General features: G+C 33.1%; 19 protein-coding genes. 7 read left to right on the forward strand and 12 right to left on the reverse strand.

Annotated features, from left to right (window positions below):
* Nucleotide 1 precedes the first annotated feature (1 nt).
* The 4 genes from sprC to HYN86_RS04425 form a co-directional block, all read right to left on the reverse strand.
* Nucleotides 2-1435, reverse strand: coding sequence for a gliding motility protein SprC (sprC, locus tag HYN86_RS04410; protein WP_113676950.1), 1434 nt, complete (start codon nt 1433-1435; stop codon nt 2-4).
* Entirely contained in the window at nt 1432-1839 is a 408-nt protein-coding gene (locus HYN86_RS04415) for a hypothetical protein (protein ID WP_113676951.1), read from the reverse strand. The genes sprC and HYN86_RS04415 overlap by 4 nt, the downstream gene beginning before the upstream one ends.
* A gap of 101 nt (nt 1840-1940) precedes the next feature.
* Nucleotides 1941-3233, reverse strand: a complete 1293-nt coding sequence (locus tag HYN86_RS04420) for a hypothetical protein (RefSeq protein WP_113676952.1) — start codon at nt 3231-3233, stop codon at nt 1941-1943.
* Nucleotides 3234-3421: 188 nt separating this feature from the next.
* Nucleotides 3422-3874: a hypothetical protein gene (locus HYN86_RS04425; RefSeq protein WP_113676953.1), complete on the reverse strand. Its 453-nt coding sequence runs from the start codon at nt 3872-3874 to the stop codon at nt 3422-3424.
* A 435-nt stretch (nt 3875-4309) separates the two neighbouring features.
* Here HYN86_RS04425 and HYN86_RS04430 point away from each other — a divergent pair, with 435 nt between their 5' ends.
* From HYN86_RS04430 to recA, 4 genes are all read left to right on the forward strand, one after another.
* Complete coding sequence (locus HYN86_RS04430; RefSeq protein WP_113676954.1) at nt 4310-5458, forward strand: DNA polymerase III subunit; 1149 nt, start codon at nt 4310-4312, stop codon at nt 5456-5458.
* 7 nt (nt 5459-5465) lie between these two features.
* Entirely contained in the window at nt 5466-5849 is a 384-nt protein-coding gene (locus HYN86_RS04435) for a DoxX family protein (protein ID WP_113676955.1), read from the forward strand.
* A 126-nt stretch (nt 5850-5975) separates the two neighbouring features.
* Nucleotides 5976-6485 (forward strand): acyl-CoA thioesterase, encoded by a 510-nt coding sequence (locus HYN86_RS04440; RefSeq protein WP_113676956.1) that lies wholly within the window; start codon nt 5976-5978, stop codon nt 6483-6485.
* A gap of 149 nt (nt 6486-6634) precedes the next feature.
* Complete coding sequence (recA, locus tag HYN86_RS04445) at nt 6635-7642, forward strand: recombinase RecA (RefSeq protein WP_113676957.1); 1008 nt, start codon at nt 6635-6637, stop codon at nt 7640-7642.
* A gap of 544 nt (nt 7643-8186) precedes the next feature.
* On the opposite strand, the gene HYN86_RS04450 is transcribed toward recA, so the two are convergent.
* Complete coding sequence (locus tag HYN86_RS04450) at nt 8187-8933, reverse strand: lysophospholipid acyltransferase family protein (protein ID WP_113676958.1); 747 nt, start codon at nt 8931-8933, stop codon at nt 8187-8189.
* Between the two features lie 150 nt (nt 8934-9083).
* A complete protein-coding gene (locus HYN86_RS04455) occupies nt 9084-9461 on the reverse strand; it encodes a GxxExxY protein (RefSeq protein WP_113676959.1) in 378 nt (125 codons plus the stop codon).
* Between the two features lie 261 nt (nt 9462-9722).
* On the opposite strand from HYN86_RS04455, the gene trpS reads away from it, so the two are divergent.
* Complete coding sequence (trpS, locus tag HYN86_RS04460) at nt 9723-10697, forward strand: tryptophan--tRNA ligase (protein WP_113676960.1); 975 nt, start codon at nt 9723-9725, stop codon at nt 10695-10697.
* Nucleotides 10698-10955: 258 nt separating this feature from the next.
* On the opposite strand, the gene dprA is transcribed toward trpS, so the two are convergent.
* Nucleotides 10956-12056, reverse strand: a complete 1101-nt coding sequence (dprA, locus tag HYN86_RS04465) for a DNA-processing protein DprA (protein ID WP_113676961.1) — start codon at nt 12054-12056, stop codon at nt 10956-10958.
* Nucleotides 12057-12293: 237 nt separating this feature from the next.
* Between dprA and HYN86_RS04470 the strand changes: the two genes are divergently transcribed.
* On the forward strand, nt 12294-13265 hold the full coding sequence (locus HYN86_RS04470) for an HU domain-containing protein (protein ID WP_113676962.1): 972 nt from the start codon (nt 12294-12296) through the stop codon (nt 13263-13265).
* A gap of 123 nt (nt 13266-13388) precedes the next feature.
* Nucleotides 13389-13829: a hypothetical protein gene (locus HYN86_RS04475; protein ID WP_113676963.1), complete on the forward strand. Its 441-nt coding sequence runs from the start codon at nt 13389-13391 to the stop codon at nt 13827-13829.
* 39 nt (nt 13830-13868) lie between these two features.
* On the opposite strand, the gene HYN86_RS04480 is transcribed toward HYN86_RS04475, so the two are convergent.
* The 5 genes from HYN86_RS04480 to mnmG all read right to left on the reverse strand — a co-directional run bounded on the left by HYN86_RS04480 (nt 13869) and on the right by mnmG (nt 20920).
* Nucleotides 13869-14630: a hypothetical protein gene (locus tag HYN86_RS04480; RefSeq protein WP_113676964.1), complete on the reverse strand. Its 762-nt coding sequence runs from the start codon at nt 14628-14630 to the stop codon at nt 13869-13871.
* 75 nt (nt 14631-14705) lie between these two features.
* Nucleotides 14706-16985, reverse strand: coding sequence for a helix-turn-helix domain-containing protein (locus HYN86_RS04485; protein ID WP_113676965.1), 2280 nt, complete (start codon nt 16983-16985; stop codon nt 14706-14708).
* A 100-nt stretch (nt 16986-17085) separates the two neighbouring features.
* Nucleotides 17086-17670: an OmpH family outer membrane protein gene (locus tag HYN86_RS04490; protein WP_113676966.1), complete on the reverse strand. Its 585-nt coding sequence runs from the start codon at nt 17668-17670 to the stop codon at nt 17086-17088.
* 225 nt (nt 17671-17895) lie between these two features.
* Complete coding sequence (locus HYN86_RS04495) at nt 17896-18744, reverse strand: class I SAM-dependent methyltransferase (protein ID WP_113676967.1); 849 nt, start codon at nt 18742-18744, stop codon at nt 17896-17898.
* A 304-nt stretch (nt 18745-19048) separates the two neighbouring features.
* The gene (gene mnmG / locus HYN86_RS04500; protein WP_113676968.1) at nt 19049-20920 is read right to left on the reverse strand and encodes a tRNA uridine-5-carboxymethylaminomethyl(34) synthesis enzyme MnmG; all 1872 of its coding nucleotides are present in this window, start codon (nt 20918-20920) and stop codon (nt 19049-19051) included.
* Between the last annotated feature and the right edge of the window lie 377 nt (nt 20921-21297).

Consider the following 21297-nt stretch of genomic DNA (forward strand, 5'->3'; position numbering starts at 1 on the left):
ATTATTTTATAACAGTTATTGATCCTTTTTTTTCACCTGTGTCGGATTGAATGACATAGTAATAAACGGGATTTACATTCTTAAAATCTACATTGTTTTGAGGCCAATCGCCTTGATAATTTACTACATCAAGAACTTTATCACCATTAGAACTAATGATAATTACTTTTGTTGATGCATTCTTGTATTCATCTGGAATATTCCAATATGGATTAATCCCGCTCAATTTTATAATATTTGGAATAACGCTTGAAGGTCCTGAATCTCCATTAATTCTAAATGAAAATTCTTTATTGGCGGTACAGCCTGATGCTTGAGAAATTTTTACTTTATAATTACCTTTTACGGATATCACATACGAATTTCCTGTTTCTCCAGAAATTAAGTTATTATTTAAATACCATTCGTACGAAGCTGCAGTTGCATCTGTTGTAACAGTCACTGTTATAGTTTCGCCTTCACTCAATTTATAGCCGTCTTCAGCATCAATAGAGGCATCGAAACCATTACTTTGTAAATTGATAGATCCTGATGATTTACAACCGCCAAAATCAACGTCTACAGTATAAACACCAGATTCATTTGTAGAATAAGTACGGGTTGTCGCACCAGTTATAACAGTGCCGTCTTTTTTCCAAACGTAGCTGTTTCCTGAAGTCGCTGTCAATACAGTTCCCGTGCCGCTGGCACAGAATGGATTTCCTAAGCTAGAACTAATAGTTACGCCAGATCCCCCGCTAGAAGAAGTAACATTTACACGATTGGAACTAAAATTCACGTCAGAGCATTGACCGTAATCAATCTCTGCATAATATTTTCCTGTTGAATTTACTACCAAATCTTTAGAACTTTGTCCTGGGATTACAACATCATCTTTATACCATTTGTATTTGATATTAGAAATAGCTGCAGGCGACGGAGCTTCTGAATTAATAGAAAGTGTTAAACTTCCACCAGAACATATCATGGCAGCATCACTTTTATTATTTATAAAGAAAGAAGACTCGTAAGTTTTAAAGTATGCAGGAAATGAGGTATTCCCTAAAGAATTTCTAAATCTTGGACTGGTTACACCAGTTGAGCTTTTAACTCTCAAACTATAAATATCAGAACCCGCCAAATTTGTTGGAACTGCATATCTTATCGTTTTTTGAGTTGGAGAAATATCAATTGTTTGAAGCAGAGTTGTAGCAATTGGAGTGGTAAAATTTCCCGCAGAATCTGAAAGTTCAACTACAAAAGTAGTACCTGCGGGAAAATCTATATAACTAAAAGTCGCATTAAATTCATTGAACGAATTTCCAGCACAAAGCTTTTCAAGACCATCAAATGTTTGAGGTACTATAGTTTGGGCATAGGTATTCGATTTAGCAAAGAATAAAAAGCTAAATAAAAATAAAAGTTTAAAAAAAGATAAAGTAATTTTTTGAATCATATAGTGCGTGTTCTGGCTAAGTCTATACGCTCAAAAAACAAAATATCGATGAATGTTTCTGAGAAATCATACTTATAGTTTTCAATTATATCTTTTGCAAGAATTGAAGTTGAAGTAAGTAGTGAGTTTTCTTGACACTCGTTTGATACACTATTTGGCTCAGCTGCTATAGTAAGGCTGCCCTTGGGGTTGGACATCCCTACTATAAACTGATTAAATTTGTCTGAACTGCTGTTTTCAATTACAGCTTTAGTATTGTTTTGGTTAACATTACCTAAAGTTAATGTACACTCAGAACCAGCAGCCTTTGTAGGTTTTTCTGCTGTATTCTGTGCATGTAGAGTTAACGAAATAGGCGAAACCAAAAATATTATATATAAAAAATATTTTTTCGTAGATACCATTATGTTTTGATCTTTATTTGGGTCCAGTAAGACGATACATAAATTGTGTCTGGGGACTTTATTAATAAAATTTACGCGTGGAAATAAAAATCGAAATCTATTTATCTATTGCCGCTTGAAGCCGTGATTTTTCCTAATTGTAATCTGAAATCTGGTTTTTTAGGGTTTGCGATATCAATGAATGTTTCACTGTTACTCGTTTGAGAATAAAGATTAAAAAACACACTGTTTCCATACCAGCTCTCTAAATCTTCGTTATTTGAATTGTACTCTGTAAAGATGTTTCCGTTACATAGGTTAAAGTACATTTCTTCAAACTTGATTTTTTTAAGATTAGCATCGTTGATTTCAATTTTACTGTCTAATAAAACAGCTGGATTAAAACCAGAAATAACACTACGCTTCATTTCAAGAGAAGCGCCTTCAGCAATATATACAGCTTCTTTTACTAAACCTGATTGAATATCAGCTTTAATGTTTTCGCTGTCATTAAGCATAGTAATATTTGTAGCAGCTACAAGAGTTTGTTTTTTTGTAAAATCAGTTTCATTCTTTTTCTCATAAGATTTCACCTCCATACAACGAGATCCATCTTTGTTACTTGATAAGTAAGAAGATCTAACTGCTAAAGAGTTGAATAAACGACATTGTACACCTTGTGTAAATTTAAAGTCGTCGTTGATTGATTTATAAGAAACCAATTTAGAAGCATTTACATCACCTCCAAAGAAAGCGAATGAGTCACCTCCAGAAAAGCTTACCATTACATTGTCAATAACTGTTTTGTTACCAACACCTGCAATTGTTAAACCATTAAATGTATCTAAACCTTTTACTTTTTTACCAGCAAATTCGATTCTAACGAATCTTAAAACTCCAGAGTTTGAAGCTAAATTTTCTCCACCGTAAGTTGTAAGTGTTGGGTCAAGATCAAGGTTGTAAGAACCTACATTTCCAAATTTATTAATTGGAGCATCACCAAGAATAACTAATCCTCCCCAGTCTCCCGCTTTTTTCAAGCTTCGGTTTGAAGTAAATACAATTGGATCTGTTTCTAAACCATCTGCAACAATTTGTGCACCTTTTGTAACTACCAATGTTCCTTTTGTTTCGAAATCACCAATAATTAAAGTTCCTGGTTCGATAGTTAAAACAGCATTGTTTGTAACATATACGTTTCCTTGCAAAACGTAGATATTTCTTTTCAGCAATTTAGTATTAACAGAAATATTTCCTGCTAAAATTTGGTTTGCTTCTCCATAGTCCACTTTGTTAGGCTTAAATTCGGTCCAGTTGTTCAACCAATTGTTGTAGCCCATAATTCCTTTCTCTTGTTGAGCACTCAAACTCGTAACTGTCAAAAGAACGCAGATTAATTGAGTAATTTTTTTCATGATAAGGGGGTATTACGGTTAATAATAAATTTGGGAATGCGTAAATGAAAAAACTCCTCTCGAGTTTTCCAAAATTATCAGAACCCTCGAGAATGAGTTTTTTTTTATTTTGTTTCTCAATACTGTTTAAATAGATTTTATCCATCTACGAAAACAATTTGAAAAAGGTTTAAAAAAAATCAGCTTTATTACATTTCGTTCAAATCGTTGAACTCGTGTAATGATTTCAATGTACTTTCGTAGAATAAGATTGCTGCAATTAGATTTCCTTTATCAGAATAAGGCATCATTTTTCGTTGAAATTCTACAGTAGTATCCAAAAATGTTGATGTACCTGTTGCCTGAGCATCTAATACTTTTTTGTGTTCAGAGTCGTCTGGAATACCTAAGTCTGCCATCGTAACTCCTGGTTTTGTAACCAAAGCAATGTAAGGAAGAGTTTTTACTAAAACTTTAATACGCTCAATGTATAATTCTAAAAGCTCACCTTTTTGCATACCACTTAATTCTTTTTGATCGTGGTATTTACGAATAAGAGCAGTTGTGCTGATAATACTTCTTGGCGCGTTCTTAGCTTGAGCCGAAACGGCTGCAGTAGTTAAGATAAAAAGTGCACTTAACAGAGTAATTTTCCCTTTCATAGATTCTTATTTATAATTGGTTCTTGATAAAAACAAAAATATATAAATTATGTTAAACTCCAACTTTAATGCTTTATTTTTTCAAAAAAAAACCTTAAAAAAACCTTAAAAATCAGTGTTATGTCGAGAAAATGTGCGTTTTAACGCGCTTTTTGTTAAAATTGTTAAAATCAAAACAGTAAGATAAACGCTATAAAAAAAGCAATTTCTTTCTTTTAAATAATAAAAAAAAACTTACGTTTAACGATTTTCGAAAAAAAATATTAACAAAAAAATCTCGATATCTGTTCAGCTTGAGTCATTTATTAACAAAATTATATCGAAAGTAAGTAGAAATTAGAATGAGAAAATCTTATTACAATTTTCAATTTAGAGGACTAAAATAATCTTATCTGGAAAATTTTTGACTACATCATTTTCTTCTATCTTTGCGTCATGCAATTTTCTCAAATTTTAGGTCAAGATTACATCAAAAGCCACTTGACAAAAAGTGCTGCTTCTGGTCGAATTCCGCACGCACAATTATTTGTAGGTCCTGAAGGAAGCGGTACATTAATCACTGCGATCGCTTATGCCCAGTACATTTTATGTAATAATACCGGCGACGAAAATTCAAACGGAAACGATTCTTGTAATCTAAAGTTTGACAATATTTCTCATCCCGATCTGCATTTTATTTATCCAACAGTTACCACCGAAGACGTAAAAACAAAACCCAAAAGTTTAGATTTTATTCAGGACTGGAGAAGTTTTATTCAGGAAATGCCCTACGGAGGTTTGTTCGACTGGTACAAAATTTTGGGTGTTCAAAACAAACAGGGCGAAATTCGTGTAGAAGATGCTCAAGAAGTGTTAAAATCGCTTGCGCTGAAATCTTACGAAGGCGGTTATAAAATCATGATTATCTGGATGGCAGATAAAATGAACATTGCTGCTTCAAATAAACTTTTAAAACTTCTCGAAGAACCATCAGACAAAACCATGTTTATTCTGATTTCTGAAAATGAAGAAGATATCATTCAAACCATACGTTCTCGCTGTCAAGTAATTCACTTTAACGGACTTCCAGAAAAAGTGATAGCTGAAGCCTTGGTGAAACAGGAAAATATAGATCCTAACTTAGCCAAAAAAATTGCACATCAGGCACAGGGAAATTTTAGCAAAGCTTTGCATTTGTTAAAAGAAGATGATGATGAACTTCCATTCGAACAATGGTTTGTAAATTGGGTGCGTGCCGCATTTAGGGCAAAAGGAAATGCCGCAGCAATTCAGGACTTAATTACCTGGAGCGAACAGATTGCAGCGCTCGGACGCGAAAGCCAGAAAAAATTTATCCAGTATTGTATCGAAATGTTCAGGCAGGCTCTAATGTTAAATTATCAGGCTCCGAGTTTAGTATACATAGAACCAAAAGTAGATAAATTTAAACTTGAAAATTTTGCACCGTTTGTAAACGGAAATAATATTCACGAAATATTTAAAGAACTTTCAGACGCGATGTATCACATTGAAAGAAACGGAAATGCAAAAATAATTTTAACCGATTTATCTATCAAACTGACTCGATTAATTCATAAAAAATAAATATAAAATGAATAATGTTGCCTCAATCTTAATTTTAGCTTTTTTAGCTTTAACATTTTTACAGTCAGGTTACGAAAAAATTTTTTATTGGAAAGACAATGTCGCTTGGCTGAAAGAACATTTTGCTAAAACACCCCTAAAAAATCAAGTCCCGCTTGCTCTCTTACACTTACTTATTTTAGAATTAATTTCAGGAATTTTATGTGTTGTCGGAGGAATTCAACTAGTTACAAATAACGGAAGAGAATTTGGTTTTTATGGTGCCGTTTTTTCATGCATCTGTTTGTTAATGATGCTTTTCGGACAAAGACTTGCAAAAGATTATGATGGTGCCAGAACTATTGTAATTTATTTTATACCAGCTGTGATAGCAGTTTATTGGTTGAATTAAATGCAGTATAAACTTTGAATTTACAAATCCGAAATGGGTTTAAAAAAATAAAAAATATCGCAGATTTTCAAAAGATTTTTAATCATGCATCTGTAGCAAAAAAATAAAATTTTACATTAAAAAAAAATGAATCCAAAACATCCATCAGAATCATTAACTATTTTAACTGATTTAGTTTTACCGAGCGAAACAAATCCTTTAAACAATCTTTTTGGAGGCGAATTATTAGCCCGAATGGACCGTGCAGCAAGTATTGCCGCACGCAGACATTCACGCCGAATTGTAGTTACCGCTTCTGTAAACCACGTAGCATTTAACAGAGCCATTCCCCTTGGAGCTGTAGTGACAATTGAAGCAAAGGTTTCTAGATCTTTTAAAAGCTCAATGGAAGTTTTTATTGATGTTTGGGTAGAAGACCGTGAATCTGGAAGCAGAACAAAAGCCAACGAAGCAATTTATACTTTTGTTGCAGTAGATGATAGCGGGAGACCTGTCGAAGTTCCGCCAATCGTACCAGAAACTGATCTGGAAATTCAACGTTTTGATGCTGCACTTCGTCGTAAGCAGTTGAGTTTACTGCTTGCAGGAAAAATAAAACCATCTGATGCAACAGAATTAAAGGCTTTATTTTTATAGTAAAATTGATACAATTTGGAACAATAAACTTCAAAAAAAAGAAGTATTTTTACACGATTACAAGCCAATCAAATAAAATTCAGAAAACTTTTTATTCTTTCTGATTTTTTGTTTGAAAGAAAAATAACAATTTACACATTTAAGAAAAGATGAGTTCAGACAAAGAAGCCAAATTAAAAGCGCTGCAATTAACGCTTGACAAACTTGACAAAACATACGGAAAAGGAACCGTAATGAAAATGGGCGACAAAGCCATTGTGGAGGTAGAAACGATTTCTTCAGGTTCACTTGGTGTTGATTTAGCTCTTGGAGTAAATGGTTATCCTAAAGGAAGAATTATTGAAATATATGGTCCAGAATCTTCTGGAAAAACTACTTTGACGCTTCACGCAATTGCAGAAGCTCAAAAAGCTGGAGGTATTGCTGCCTTTATCGATGCGGAGCACGCTTTTGATAGAAACTATGCTGAAAAACTTAATGTTGATATCGAGAATTTAATTATTTCACAGCCAGATAATGGGGAACAAGCATTAGAAATTGCTGAAAACTTAATTCGTTCAGGAGCAATTGATATTGTTGTAATTGACTCGGTTGCTGCGTTAACTCCAAAAAGTGAAATTGAAGGTGAAATGGGAGATTCTAAAATGGGTCTACACGCACGTTTAATGTCTCAAGCTTTGAGAAAACTTACTGGAACTATCAGTAAAACAAATTGTACTGTTTTCTTTATCAATCAGCTTCGTGAAAAAATTGGCGTAATGTTCGGAAATCCAGAAACTACAACTGGGGGTAATGCACTTAAATTTTACGCTTCTGTGCGTCTAGACATTCGTCGTTCTGCACAAATCAAAGACGGCGAAAACGTAATTGGTAACAGAACAAAAGTAAAAATCGTTAAAAACAAAGTAGCACCGCCTTTTAGAACTGCAGAATTTGACATTATGTATGGTGAAGGAGTTTCTAAAACAGGTGAAATTTTAGATTTAGCTGTAGAATTTGATATCGTTAAAAAAGCAGGATCTTGGTTCAGCTATGGAGATACAAAATTAGGACAAGGTCGTGATGCTGTTAAAACTTTAATTAAAGATAATCCAGAACTTGCTGACGAACTTGAAGTTAAAATTAAAGAACATATAAAAGAACTGGCAAACGCCTAATCTGAAATAAGTCAAAAAATGACTAATCTAAACCCGGGTAGACTTAAAAATCTATCCGGATTTTTTTTTGAATTAATTTAAATTGTAACGCAACCTTTTCGGAAAAAGCCCATCTAATAAAAAAGCAGGGTTTCCAAATTGGCAAAGCCATAAATCAATTTGGGCTTTTTTATGAATTTAGGTTGGTTGGTTATTTGAACAGAAATCCGTTAGTTTACTCATACTAACGGATTTTTATCAATTTTTTTACTTTTCTTTACCCAGTGACGCAACCTTTTTTATTTTCCTTCATCTATAATAATGTGACGTTAACTTGAGTTATTAATTTAAACTCTTTATTATCAACCATTAATATTTTTAGCCATGAAAGAAAAAATAGAATTGTTGTACAATAAAAACCGAAGAAAAACCAAATTGAAATTTAAAAAAGTATTGCGTTTTATTTCAGAGAAGATAATTCATAGATAAGTTTTGAATAAAAATGGGGGTTTTTAATTCAAAACAAAAGCCGGCAGATTTAAGAATCTGCCGGCTTTTGTGTTTATTATTTGGACTTCTCAAAATCAATTAATCCATCATAAATAATATTTCTAACTTGATCTTTTAGTTCTTTTCTATTATCAATAGTCCTATTTTTTGTTTCTATGAAAGGGAGAACTTTAACACGCATTCGGCCAGGACTTCCGCTTAGAAAAGTGTACGAAAAACGTTCTTTGTTATCTGCAAAAACTATTGGCACAATCGGAATTTGATGATCGATTGCAAGTCTGAAGGCACCGTCTTTAAACTCGTCCAACAAAATACTTTCATCGTCTGGCACTCCGCCTTCGGGGAAAATACAAATACTCAAACCTTGATTTAAACGGCTTTGAGCTCTTTTAAAAACTTCATTTTTACTTCTTGAAGAACTTCTGTCAACCAAAATACAAGTTCTTTTATAGAAAAATCCAAAAAGCGGAATCTTTACAAGTTCCTTTTTACCCACAAAAACAAACGGATTTTTAATTATGGCCAGCATAAGCATAATATCTGTCATTGAGGTGTGGTTGGCCACAATCATATAACTTTTGCCTTTAATGAGCTTCTGTTCGCGTTTTACGGTGTAATAAAAACCCATTCCGAAAAGAATAAATTTAGCCCAGATACGAGCCATTTTAAAAAAATAGGGATAACCTTTCTCAGAGATAATAGAAATCAGTAAAAAAGGCAGCATAAGCAAAATCGGAATGGCCATTAAAATGTAAAACCAAATACGCCATAAAACCCAAAAAGCAATTTTAAATATTTTCATAGTTTCAAAAGTAAGAAAACAGAAATGAATTTAATAAAGTTTTTTATTTTCCTAAGCTCGTTGCTTTTTTAACGCAGAGCGCGCAAAAGGCTTCGCAAAGGAAAGAAGTTCTTTGAGAGATTGCTTTGCAATGAGTTCACTAAACTTTATTTATAAATTATTTACAACTCTTCTAATACCATTTTTTAAAAGACTTTCACTGAAATTTATAAGAAGCCCGAGTTTAAAATTTCCTAACTTCAAATAGGTTAATGTTTGTGCCAAATGGTTAACAGTAAGTGATTCTACGCTTTTTATCTCGATTAGAAATTTGTTTTCAACAAGCAAATCAACGCGGTACCCACAATCAAGTTTAACTTCTTCAAAAACTAATGGCAGAGATTTCTCTTTCTCAACAAGAAGTCCGCGTTGTTTAATTTTATAAAATAAACATTCTTTATACACATTCTCTAATAAAACTGGTTCCAATTTTTTATGAATTTCAATTGCTAACCCAATTACAATATTTGACATTTCGTTTTCTGTCATACTAAAAGGAGTCAAAATTATAAATATTTTCTTATAATTTAAATAATGGGTTTTAATTTAAGACTACTTTACATAAGATGAAGCTTAGTGAACTTATTGCAAAGCAATCTCTAGGAAATAAAACTCATTTCCTTTGCGAAAACCCTTTGCGCACTCTGCGTTAAAATGACTCACAAAAAAAACAAAACATTGCGATAAACCTTTGCACACTTTGCGGTTAAAAAAAACATCACGACATTTGCAGTTAAGAAAAAATCTAGAATGGCAAAAATACTTACGGGTGTTCAAAGTACAGGAACACCGCATTTAGGAAATTTATTAGGAGCAATTATTCCAGCAATCGAATTGTCCAACAATCCGGATAACGAATCTTATTTGTTTATTGCTGATTTACATTCGATTACTCAGATTAAAGATGGAAAAACTTTAAGGGAAAACACCTACAGCACGGCTGCGGCTTGGCTTGCATGTGGTTTAAATCCTGAAAAAGTGACTTTCTACCGACAATCTGATGTGGTACAGACTACTGAATTGACTTGGTATTTAAGCTGTTTTTTTCCTTTTCAAAGATTGACTTTAGCACACTCTTTCAAAGATAAAGCCGATCGTTTAGACGATGTTAACGCTGGACTTTTTACCTATCCGATGTTAATGGCTGCAGATATTTTATTGTATGATGCTGAATTTGTTCCCGTTGGAAAAGATCAGCTGCAGCATTTAGAAATTACTCGTGATGTTGCTTCTCGATTCAACCATCAAATGGGAGAAACTTTTGTACTTCCTGAAGCTAAGATTCAAGAAAACATTATGCTGATTCCTGGTACAAACGGAGGAAAAATGAGTAAATCTGCTAATAATATTATTAATATTTTCTTGGATGATAAGGCATTACGCAAACAGGTAATGAGTATTGAAACCGACAGTACACCGCTTGAAGAACCGAAAAATCCAGATACTTGTAATGCATTTGCTATTTATTCTTTATTAGGAAATGAAGAACAGATCGCAGAAATGAGAGCAAACTATTTAGGCGGAAATTATGGTTACGGCCACGCCAAACAAGCTTTGCTTGAATTGATTACTGAGAAATTTAAAACAGAAAGAGAAAAATACAATTACTACATTAACAACCTTGACGAAGTAGATTCTTTACTTAAAAAAGGTGCAGCAAAAGCTTCAGTTATTGCTGACGGAGTTTTAGCAAAAGTTAGAGAGGTTCTTGGATTTAGTAAATAAAATTCATCTCAAATAAATTTAAACGTTGATCAAAATCAAAATTGGTCAGCGTTTTTTTTTGAAACATATCTGAATATTTTTTTGTAACTTCATCTATATTAATCTTTTAAAAAACAAAAAGATGGATAAATATATTGAAGATTACGATGTACCACCTTACTTATTTCAAATCCTAAATATCCTTTTTGGGATTCTGCTCCTTTATATTCTTTACAGATTATATAAACACTTTAAGAACAAAAAATAGGATTTTCTGCGTTAAATAGCTTCAAAAAGTTTTCCCGGAAGAGGCCTAATAATCCCTTTGAGTTCCATATTTATTAGAATTCCAGACATTTTATAAATAGGAAAATTACATTCGACAGCAATAATATCTAATAATTCTTTTCCATTTTTTAAAAGGAAATCATAGATCTTTTGTTCGTCAGGTTCTAGTTCTACAAAGAGCTGTTTTTGAATGTTTTTAGGTTTCTCCTTAAGATCCCAATTCAGCATATAAATTAAATCCGCTGCATCAGTTATAACATTTGCTTTCTGCATCTTAATCAAGTTATTACATCCTTGACTGTACTTATCGGTGATTCTTCCAGGAACGGCAAAAACATCTCGGTTATATTCGTTGGCCATATTAGCTGTAATCAGCGAGCCGCCTTTATCAGCAGATTCAATTACAATTGTGGCTTCAGTCATACCAGCAACGATTCTATTTCTACGTACAAACTTCTCTTTATCAGGATTAGAATCGCTCCAAAATTCAGTTATAAAGCCACCATTCAGCTCCATTTTCGCCATATATTTTTTATGCGTTCTCGGATATATTTGATTTAAACCGTGCGCCAGAACTCCAATCGTCTGCAAGTTGCAATTCATTGCGGCTTGATGCGCTACGATATCAACACCATATGCAAATCCGCTGACGATTACTGGATCCAAAGGTGCAAGATCTTCTATCAATTTACGGCAGAATTCAGTTCCGTAAGAAGTTATTTGACGCGTACCAACAATGCTTATTATTCTCTTGTGATAAAGATTGATATTCCCAGCCGTAAAAATTAAAATTGGTCCATCAATACAATGTTTGAGCCGTTCTGGATAAGTTTCATCCTGAAAAAACGAAACCTGTATGTCATTTTTTTTGATTAATTCTAATTCCTTTTGCGCTTTTTCGAAAACACTTTTATCCTTTAAGTTTTTAAGTAAAACCGTACCGATTCCATCAACTGCTACTAAATGATTGTTTTTTGCATTAAAAATAGCTTCTGCGCTTCCAAACGAATGGAGCAGTTTTTTTCCCATTATATCACCCACTCCATCAACCTTTAACAGCGCTAATAAATAAAACAATTCTTGATCGGTCATCTTTTAAAACATTATGTAAAATAGAAATAATAAATCTACTTTTTATGAGGCGCAAATATCATTAAAACAAAGTAATTTCTTAATAAAATTTAAAACTAAGATTGGTTTTCTTTTCCGACCAAGCCAAAACATTGAGCTAAATATTTGAAAACGAATTGTCTAAAAATAAATACTAATTGTTAATAAAAATTGTGAATAAAATTTTGATAACTATAAGCGATGCATAACTTTGTTACTATGAAAATCGAAGTATATATCTCGCAGTTATTGTATCGTTATCAGTGTGTAACGGTTCCAGGATTTGGTGCATTTTTAACCGAAATTCATTCGGCTCAGCTGAATGAAGGCACTAACTCGTTTTTTCCTCCAAAAAAAACCATTTCTTTCAACAGCCGTATCAAAAATAATGACGGATTACTAGCAAATCATATTGCTCAAGCTGAAAAAACATCTTATGGTTTTGCAGTGAGTGCAATTGCTTTTGAGGTTTTAAACTGGAAAAAAACTTTAGATGAAAACGAAGTAATTCTTTTAAAAAATATTGGAGAACTGCGTTTAAATTCTGAGGGGAATATTGTTTTCAGACCAAACGATCAGACAAACTATCTGGCAAATTCTTTCGGATTAAGTCCTTTTGTTTCTCCAGTGGTGAAAAAAGAAATTTTCGAGAAAAAAATCGAAAAGATTGCTGCAAAAGAAAAAGAGGCTGTTTTATTATATGAAAATGAAGAACAGACTAAATCTTCAAATTCATTCTTAAGATATGCTGCGATCCTAGTTTTAGGACTTGGAATTACAGGAAGTATTGGTTATCCATTATACCAAAATCAAATTGATACCCAAACACTTTTAGTAGAAAAATCTGTTCAGAAAAAAGTACAAAATAAAATTCAAGAGGCAACATTCTTTATTAAAAGTCCGCTTCCAGCTGTTACGCTTTCTGTAGATTCTGCAAAAGTTGAAACTGTTGAACCAACAATGCCATACCATATTATGGCGGGCGCTTTTAGAAGTGAACAAAATGCTAGAAAAGCTTACAACCAATTAATTAAAGATGGTTTTAAAGCTAGAATGCTAGAAGAAAACAAACATGGTTTATTTCCAGTTTTGTACGGAAGTTATGCTACAATGAAAGAAGCTGAAGAAGCTCAAAAAGAAATACAAAAAGGCGAAAATCCACAAGCCTGGATCTTGGTCGAAAATTTATAAATTTAAAAATCCTGTTCTTTTGAACGGGATTTTTTTTGTCCTATTCTGTTGTTTTAAAAAATTTGACTGGCACTTTTTGAAGATTGCTTCGAATAAATTCGTCTCATAAAAATTTAAAACAAAATGAAAAAAATCTTCAAAACCCTAGTATTCTTATTATTGCTTAATTCGCATTCTTTTTTCGCGCAGCAAATTCAAAACAACAGCACTCAAGATTTAGAGTTTAATAAATCAGAAGCTGAAACGCAAAGAATGTTAAGAGAAAATCACAAAAAATTGGATGATAAAATTGAACTCCTAAAAAAAGAGCTAAAAGAATTGGAAACCAAAAAGAAAAGTCTCTCGAAATCTGAAAACAATTTGAAATCGACTAAGGAAAAAATAAGCAAACTTGAACTTGCTAATCAGAAAATAGAAAACAAAATAACTACGACTACAGTTTCTGATGAAGAAATTCAAAAGCAGAAAATCAAGACCAAAGAGAATGAAGTAAACATTCAGAAGCTGAAACTGACTCAAATTACGCAGGAAAAAGAACTTGAAAAAGCAATGTCGGCCATTTAATTAAAAAGCCTAATTCAAACGAATTAGGCTTTTTAATGTTTATCGTGAAACAATCTTTGCATTTTGAGACAGAATTTTTTTCTCGGCTTGATATACAATTAACGCCGCAGGCGCCGAATTTTTTTCGCCCAAAACGATAAAATGACATTCATATTTAAAATCACCTTTTTTAAATTCGTAATGATGATTCCCTCCTGTTCCATCGGCAAAGAAAACTCCATTTTCAATTACTAAATCTGGTTTGTCTGTCATTTTTTGTTTGGTTGACCAAGAAGCGTAACGATATTTCCCATTTCCTAAATCATCGATTCTGATTCTAAATTTTGAAGTTTCTAAAATCGCAACAGGTTGTTTGAAATCTGAAATCGAACTATTTACATTTTTTTTCTGCGAAGCAATCAGCGAATTTTTCAATTTTTTTTCTGCTTCCGACTGATAATTTACACTGCTGATTTTTCCATCAGTATCAATCCACACATCGCCTTGATTAAGCATAATTCCTCTCCATCCCATTTCTGACCAATCTTTTGCAGGATCCGATTTGGTAATTTTATCAATTAAAACAGGGTCGAAAATTTGGTTATATTTTTTAACAAAATCTGTTTTATTTTTTATCGCTGGAATTGGATAATCCCTTTTTAATGGAAATTTTATCCGATTAGAAACGGCAGTTTTATTACCGCTTTTTACTTCTGAAATAAATTTAGAAATAATTATTTGGTATTCAGGTTTCAAATCCTGTGCCCTCATGTTCAAAGAACAAAAGATAAAATAAACTAAAAACAATCTGACTATTTTCATATCAAAATAATTTAATGCGTTATAAATAAGTATTTTGAAAAACGAAAATGATGTTTCACGTGGGACGTCTCGAAATCAATTAATGCTGGCTTTGAACATTTTTAGTTCATCCCAAGTAAATTCATCTCCGTGTTTTTCTTTCAAACCGCTTAAAGATTCTTCTTGATAAAACTCAAATGCTTCTCTCAACGCCAAAATTTTATCATATGGCAAAACTTCGTTAATGTCAATTTTCTTTGCTTGAATAAGTCTTATCAAATGTCCTTCTATAGTTTGAACATTCAATTTACGCATTCTTGCGATATCTTCGACAGAATTTTTTTCCAGCCACAAATCGTGCGTTTCTTCGACTGTTGTTTTTTTAGCCGTTTTAAGGGCGTTTTTATCTGTTTTAGCTGTCTTGTATCGAACGACAGGCTCTTCGGTCCTAAAAATGTCTGTATTTGTTATTTTAAGCTCATCGCGAATCCTTTCCGCTTTGTTGATTTTATAATTTGTAATAAATGGCGACGACAGTTTTTCTTTTGAGATTGCTTCGCCGGAAACTACAACTTCGATCAGCAGTTTTGCTTTTAGTAATCGCAAAACAGCTTTTGTCTGCAGATCTTCTAAAAAATGAAGCTCTTCGTAAAACTCTTTTACTTTTTTAAATTTCTGGATTTCAGCAATTTTATAAATCAAATCATCGATCAATTTGTCCATTGGTTTGAAAAAATAATCGTAGGCAGCTTCTACTCTTTCTTTCACAAAAAACAAATCAACTGTTTCTTTACTAAAAATTTTATTCAGCTGAATGATAAATTTCTGCGAAGGTTCCAATAGCTGCTCGATTGTTTCTAAACGTCTATGCGCCCAAACTGCATGCTTAGATTTTTCTGAACCAGCCGCATTTTCGTTATAGCTAAAACGATGATTGCGCCATTCTTGAGCCAATTCCGTCCAATTAAAACTGTTTATCAAATAGTTATGAATAAAATTCTTGGTTTCAAAATGCAGTGCGTTTTTCAAAACTTCTTCGGTTGCTTTGTTCAAAGCATAATCCATCACATCTTGATCGTTAGATATGCCGTTCATCTGCATCGGAGAAAGCAAAATAAGCCCGTTTAACGAACGCAAACGCGAAAGTGCAACATATGCCTGTCCTGGCAGAAAAACTTGCGATACATCGAGCGCAGCTTTGTCGAAGGTTAAACCTTGACTTTTGTGAACCGTAATTGCCCACGCAAGCTTGATGGGATAATGTGCAAATGTGCCTAAAACTTCTTCTTCTATTTCTTTTGTCTGTTCGTTGACCTTGTAACGAATATTTTTCCATTCGTATTTTTCAACTTCCAGTGTCATATTCTCTTCTGGAAAATGAACAAAGATTTCCTCGTCTGAAAGTGATTTGATTACGCCCATTTTTCCGTTGAAATATCTTTTTTCGAAAGACAAATCATTCTTAACGAACATGATCTGCGCACCTACTTTCAATTTTAATTCTTCTTCCACTGGGAAAATTTTTTCTGGGAAATCTCCAACTAAAAATGGCGTGTAAATATATTCTTTTCCTTGTAAATCATTGATTGACTGTGAGTTAATAGAATCTGCCTTAGCATTATGCGTTGTCAGTGTTATATAACCCTTGTTTTCTTTAAAATCGAAATCTGGCTTAACATATTGATTTAGAACGGCAATGTCTTCTGGAGTAATCTGGTTATTACGCAGATTATTCAAAACCGAAATGAAAGTATCATCGGTCTGGCGGTAAATTTTAGACAATTCAATGTAAATTGGCGGGTATTGCTGGAGTACATGCGAATGAAAAAAGAATTTTCCGCGATAATAATTTTTCAATGTTCTCCATTCTTCATCGCGAATAACGGGTGGCAGCTGTAATAAATCTCCAATAAACAAAACTTGAACGCCTCCAAAAGGCTGGCTGTTTCGTCGGACAGACTGCATCATAAAATCGACAGCATCTAACAAATCTGCGCGAAGCATACTCACTTCATCAATAACTAGCAATTCCATATTTCGGATCACATTTCGCTTGACATTATTCATTTTAAAATGACGGCGAAGTGATTCTTTATTTTCAAACTTCACTGTCTCTGTAAACTGTGCACTCACATCGTACGACGGAATAAAAGCAGAGAAAGGAAGCTGAAACATAGAATGAATTGTAACGCCGCCGGCATTTAAAGCAGCGATACCTGTTGGAGCTACAACTACTGTGTTTTTGTGCGTTGTCGCGATAATTTCACGTAAAAGCGTAGTTTTTCCCGTACCAGCTTTACCAGTAAGGAAAATAGATTTCTGCGTCTGATTGATGAATTGTAAAGTATAAGCTGCCGCTTCTGAAACGTTTTGCATTGGGCTTGTATTAAAAAATAAAATTACCGCATTTTATAAAAAGAAAAAACCTAAATCTTTGTGGATTTAGGTTTTCAGTAATTTAGTTAGTTTGGTAGTTTTATTTTTTTGCTTCGCCTTCTTTAGTTTCAGCTGCTGGTTTTGCATCTGACTTAGGCTCTGCTTTATACTTATCATTTAATTCTTTGATAATTTGTTTTGTGATATCGTATTTTTCTTCAGCATATAAAACTGTTGCAGCATCTCCCGTTCCGTAGATGTAAGAGTAACCGTTTTTCTTTCCGTATTCTTTAATGAATTTTTTAACTCCACTAACAAGAGAATCCATTTCTACACCACTTTCTTGTTGTAATTGCTGTGCCAATGCTTGTTGAGCGTATCCTAATTGCTGCTCTCTTTTTTGCAATTCAGCACCTCTTTGCTGTGCCCATGCTTGACCATTAGCCTGCGCTTGACTTTGAAAATTAGCAGCGTCTTGTTTAAAACGTGAAATTTCAGCTTGTAATTGTCTTCCTTTTTCTTCCGCTTGAGCTTTGTATTTTGCTTCTAAATCTTTTGCCTCAGTGTACTCTTTCATCAAAACCGAAGTATCCACGTAAGCTGTTTTTACTTCCTTTACCTCTGCTGTTTTGTTACAAGAAACTGCGAAAACTGAAAGTGCGATAATAACTAATGCTTTTTTCATTTTTTTTAATTCTATTTTTTTAAGTATTGAAGACAAAAATATAAAAAAATCAATAGCATCAGCATAAAGTTTAAAAAATGCGTAAATTTTATGATATTGTTTTTATTTATTGAAAAAATAATTACAATAATCCGATACTATTAGAATAAAATCGCATTTTCTGCGATTTTTTTTAAGCTAAAAAAGGCATTTCACCTATTAAGGGCAAAATAGCTTTGCATAATCTTATTTATTTTTCAGCACGTAAATGTGCGATGAGAATTCTTTTGTTTTACTTGCTTTCCAATTTGATTTCAAACCAATAAAAAATGCTTTGATATAGTTCATCTTTCCAGTTTTGTATTTTTCTGATAAAAGACTTACATAAAATGAATCAAACTTCATAGGAAGTATTTTTTCCAACTTCATGTCTACTCTTTCAAAAAGCACCTGAATTGATTTTTTTGAAAAATGCCAAAAATGAATCGGCACGTCATAAGCTGCCCAAAAAGTCTGATAATGGTCTGCATCAAAAGATTTATAGTTTGGAACAGCAACAATTAATGTTCCAGTTGGTTTTAATAAACGTTTCAATTCTTGAATCTGAAGCTCTAAATTTGGAACGTGTTCCAATACATGCCACATCGTAATTACGTCTAAAGAATTATTTTCTAAACTACTGATTTCTTCAACAAATGAAATCCCTTTTTGTTTGGCTATATTTTTTGCCCTCTCGCTTGGTTCTACTCCAATTGTTTCCCAGCCGTTATTTTTTGCTGTTAAAAGAAAATCTCCAGTTCCAGCTCCAATATCCAGAAGTTTACCTTTTTTAGGCTGTTCACTATTAATTAAATTCAATTTGTTTTGAAGTGCAATATTTTTTACAAAATGATAAGCTTTTTCAAATAATGAACGTTTGTTATCTGTGTGCGAAATATAATCTTCGCTTTCGTAGTATTTCCCTAAATTTTCAAGTTCGGGTTGTGGAGAAGTAATTAGCATATCTAATTCTTCATCGTAATACAAATCAAAAATTTCTTTTGAAACAGAATGGTCTTTTACAGTTAGAAGGTGTTTTTTGTTTAAAACGTTCATTTTATAATTATAAATATTTGGGTTTAATTTATAGCAAATCCTAAAAACGACATTTGTCGTTTTTAGGATTTTTAGTTTATTATTTTAATTATTCTTTTATTGCTTTTAATATTTGGCATCCTAAAATTCTTCTACATTCTTCAAGATACAGTTTTGAAATATTCAACCTTACTGTTCATATTTAAACGGCTAGAAAAGGGTTTTATTTCACTAAACCACTTTCTTTTCGAAAAAGGTTTCACGTGGAACATTTAGAATTTCAGATTTTAGAATCTGAAATCAACAATCTAAAATCTGAAATAGACTACCTTCCCATATAAATCAAAAGTACAGAAATATCACTTGGAGATACACCGCTAATTCTCGAAGCTTGGGAAATTGTTACAGGACGAATCTTGCTTAATTTTTGTTTTGCTTCAATAGACATAGATTTAATTTTATTGTAATCGAAATTTTCAGGAATCTTTACTTCTTCTAAACGATTTAGTTTATCAGCATTATTTCTTTCTTTTTCGATATAACCAGAATATTTTACTTGAATTACCGCTTGTTCTACAATTTCTTCATCCAAGTCATTCTCTCTAATATAATCTTCAACTTTCTCAAATTTTACCATATCCTCCAATTCAACTTGCGGACGTGAGAAAATTTTAAACATTTTATCACCCTGCGTAATCGGAGCAGATTCTTTCGCTTCCAAAATTGGATTGGTTTCAGCAACACTTACACTCGTCTCTTTGAAGAACGAAACCATCTTTTCAGATTCATTTAACTTTCGCTCCATTCTTCGTAAACGATCTTCAGAAGCTAAACCAATTTCGTATGACATTGGAGTCAATCTGAAATCGGCATTATCTTGACGCAGCAATGTTCTATATTCTGCTCTCGATGTAAACATACGATATGGTTCTTCAGTTCCTTTTGTAATTAAATCGTCAATTAGAACTCCGATATATGCTTCATCACGTTTTAAAATCAAAGGATCTTTTTCGTGCACTTTTAAATGCGCATTGATTCCAGCCATTAAACCTTGGGAAGCTGCTTCTTCATAACCCGTTGTTCCATTTATTTGTCCAGCGAAATACAAACCTTCAACCAACTTCGTTTCCAAAGTATGTTTTAATTGCGTTGGTGGAAAGAAATCATATTCAATAGCATAACCAGGTCTAAAAAATTTCACCTTCTCAAAACCTGCAACAGAACTCAACGCTTTAAATTGAATATCCTCTGGAAGCGAAGTTGAAAATCCGTTTACATAAACTTCACATGTATTCCATCCTTCTGGTTCTACAAATAATTGATGACGTTCTTTATCTGCAAAACGATTTATTTTATCTTCAATCGAAGGACAATATCTCGGACCTAAACTTTTGATTCTTCCGTTAAACATTGGAGAACGATCAAAACCTTCTCTCAAAATATCATGTACATTCAATGACGTATAAGTCATGTGACAAGAACGCTGATGCGTTAATGGAGCGGTCACATCTGAATAAGAAAACTTCGCTGGCTTTGCATCTCCTTTTTCTTCGTTCATTTTAGAATAATCTAAAGAACGCCCATCTACTCGAGGTGGCGTTCCAGTTTTCATTCTTCCAGCTTCAAAACCTGCTTTAATCAAATCTTCCGTAATTCCAGTTGCAGCACTTTCACCTGCTCTTCCTCCTCCGAATTGTTTTTCTCCGATATGAATTAAACCGTTCAAAAAAGTACCATTTGTTAAAACCACAGATTTAGAACGAATCTCCACACCAAGTGAAGTTCTAATTCCTTTTATTCTTCCGTCTTCAATTATCAATCCTTTCACCATCTCTTGATAAAAATCAAGATTTGGAGTTGCCTCCAACATCATTCTCCATTCTTCTGCAAAACGCATTCTATCGCTTTGAACTCTTGGCGACCACATTGCAGGTCCTTTCGATTTGTTCAGCATCTTGAACTGAATTGCAGTCTTATCTGAAACAATTCCTGAATATCCTCCAAGCGCATCAATTTCTCGAACGATCTGTCCTTTTGCAATTCCGCCCATCGCAGGATTACAAGACATCTGTGCTATGTTCTGTAAACTCATTGTAACCAATAAAGTTTTCGATCCCAAATTTGCAGCCGCAGCCGCAGCTTCAGAACCAGCATGGCCTGCACCCACCACAATAACATCGTATTCTTCTAAAAACATTTTGTTTTACTATTCTCCAAAAACCGCTAATGCGGTTTTTAGAATTATTTTTATATTTTCCTTGTTCCACGTGGAACTTTCTATTTTGTTTCAAGTTTCAAGTTTCAAGTTCAAACTGAAACGTGCAAAGTGGATTCTTTAAATTCTTAAAATCAACTCTCAAATCAGAACTCTCAAATCAGAACTCTCAAATCAGAACTCTCAAATTAGAACTCTCAAATTAGAACTCTCAAATTAGAACTCTCAAATTAGAGTCTTTTAAATAAATGTTTCACGTGAAACATTTACAAAACTTCCATTCTAAATTTCAAAAGAATTACCCAGAATCATCTTCCACGTGAAACATCCTGTTCTTTTTTTCTTTTAAATTCAAACTT

Source organism: Flavobacterium fluviale (genome assembly GCF_003312915.1).
GTDB classification, from domain to species: Bacteria; Bacteroidota; Bacteroidia; order Flavobacteriales; family Flavobacteriaceae; genus Flavobacterium; species Flavobacterium fluviale.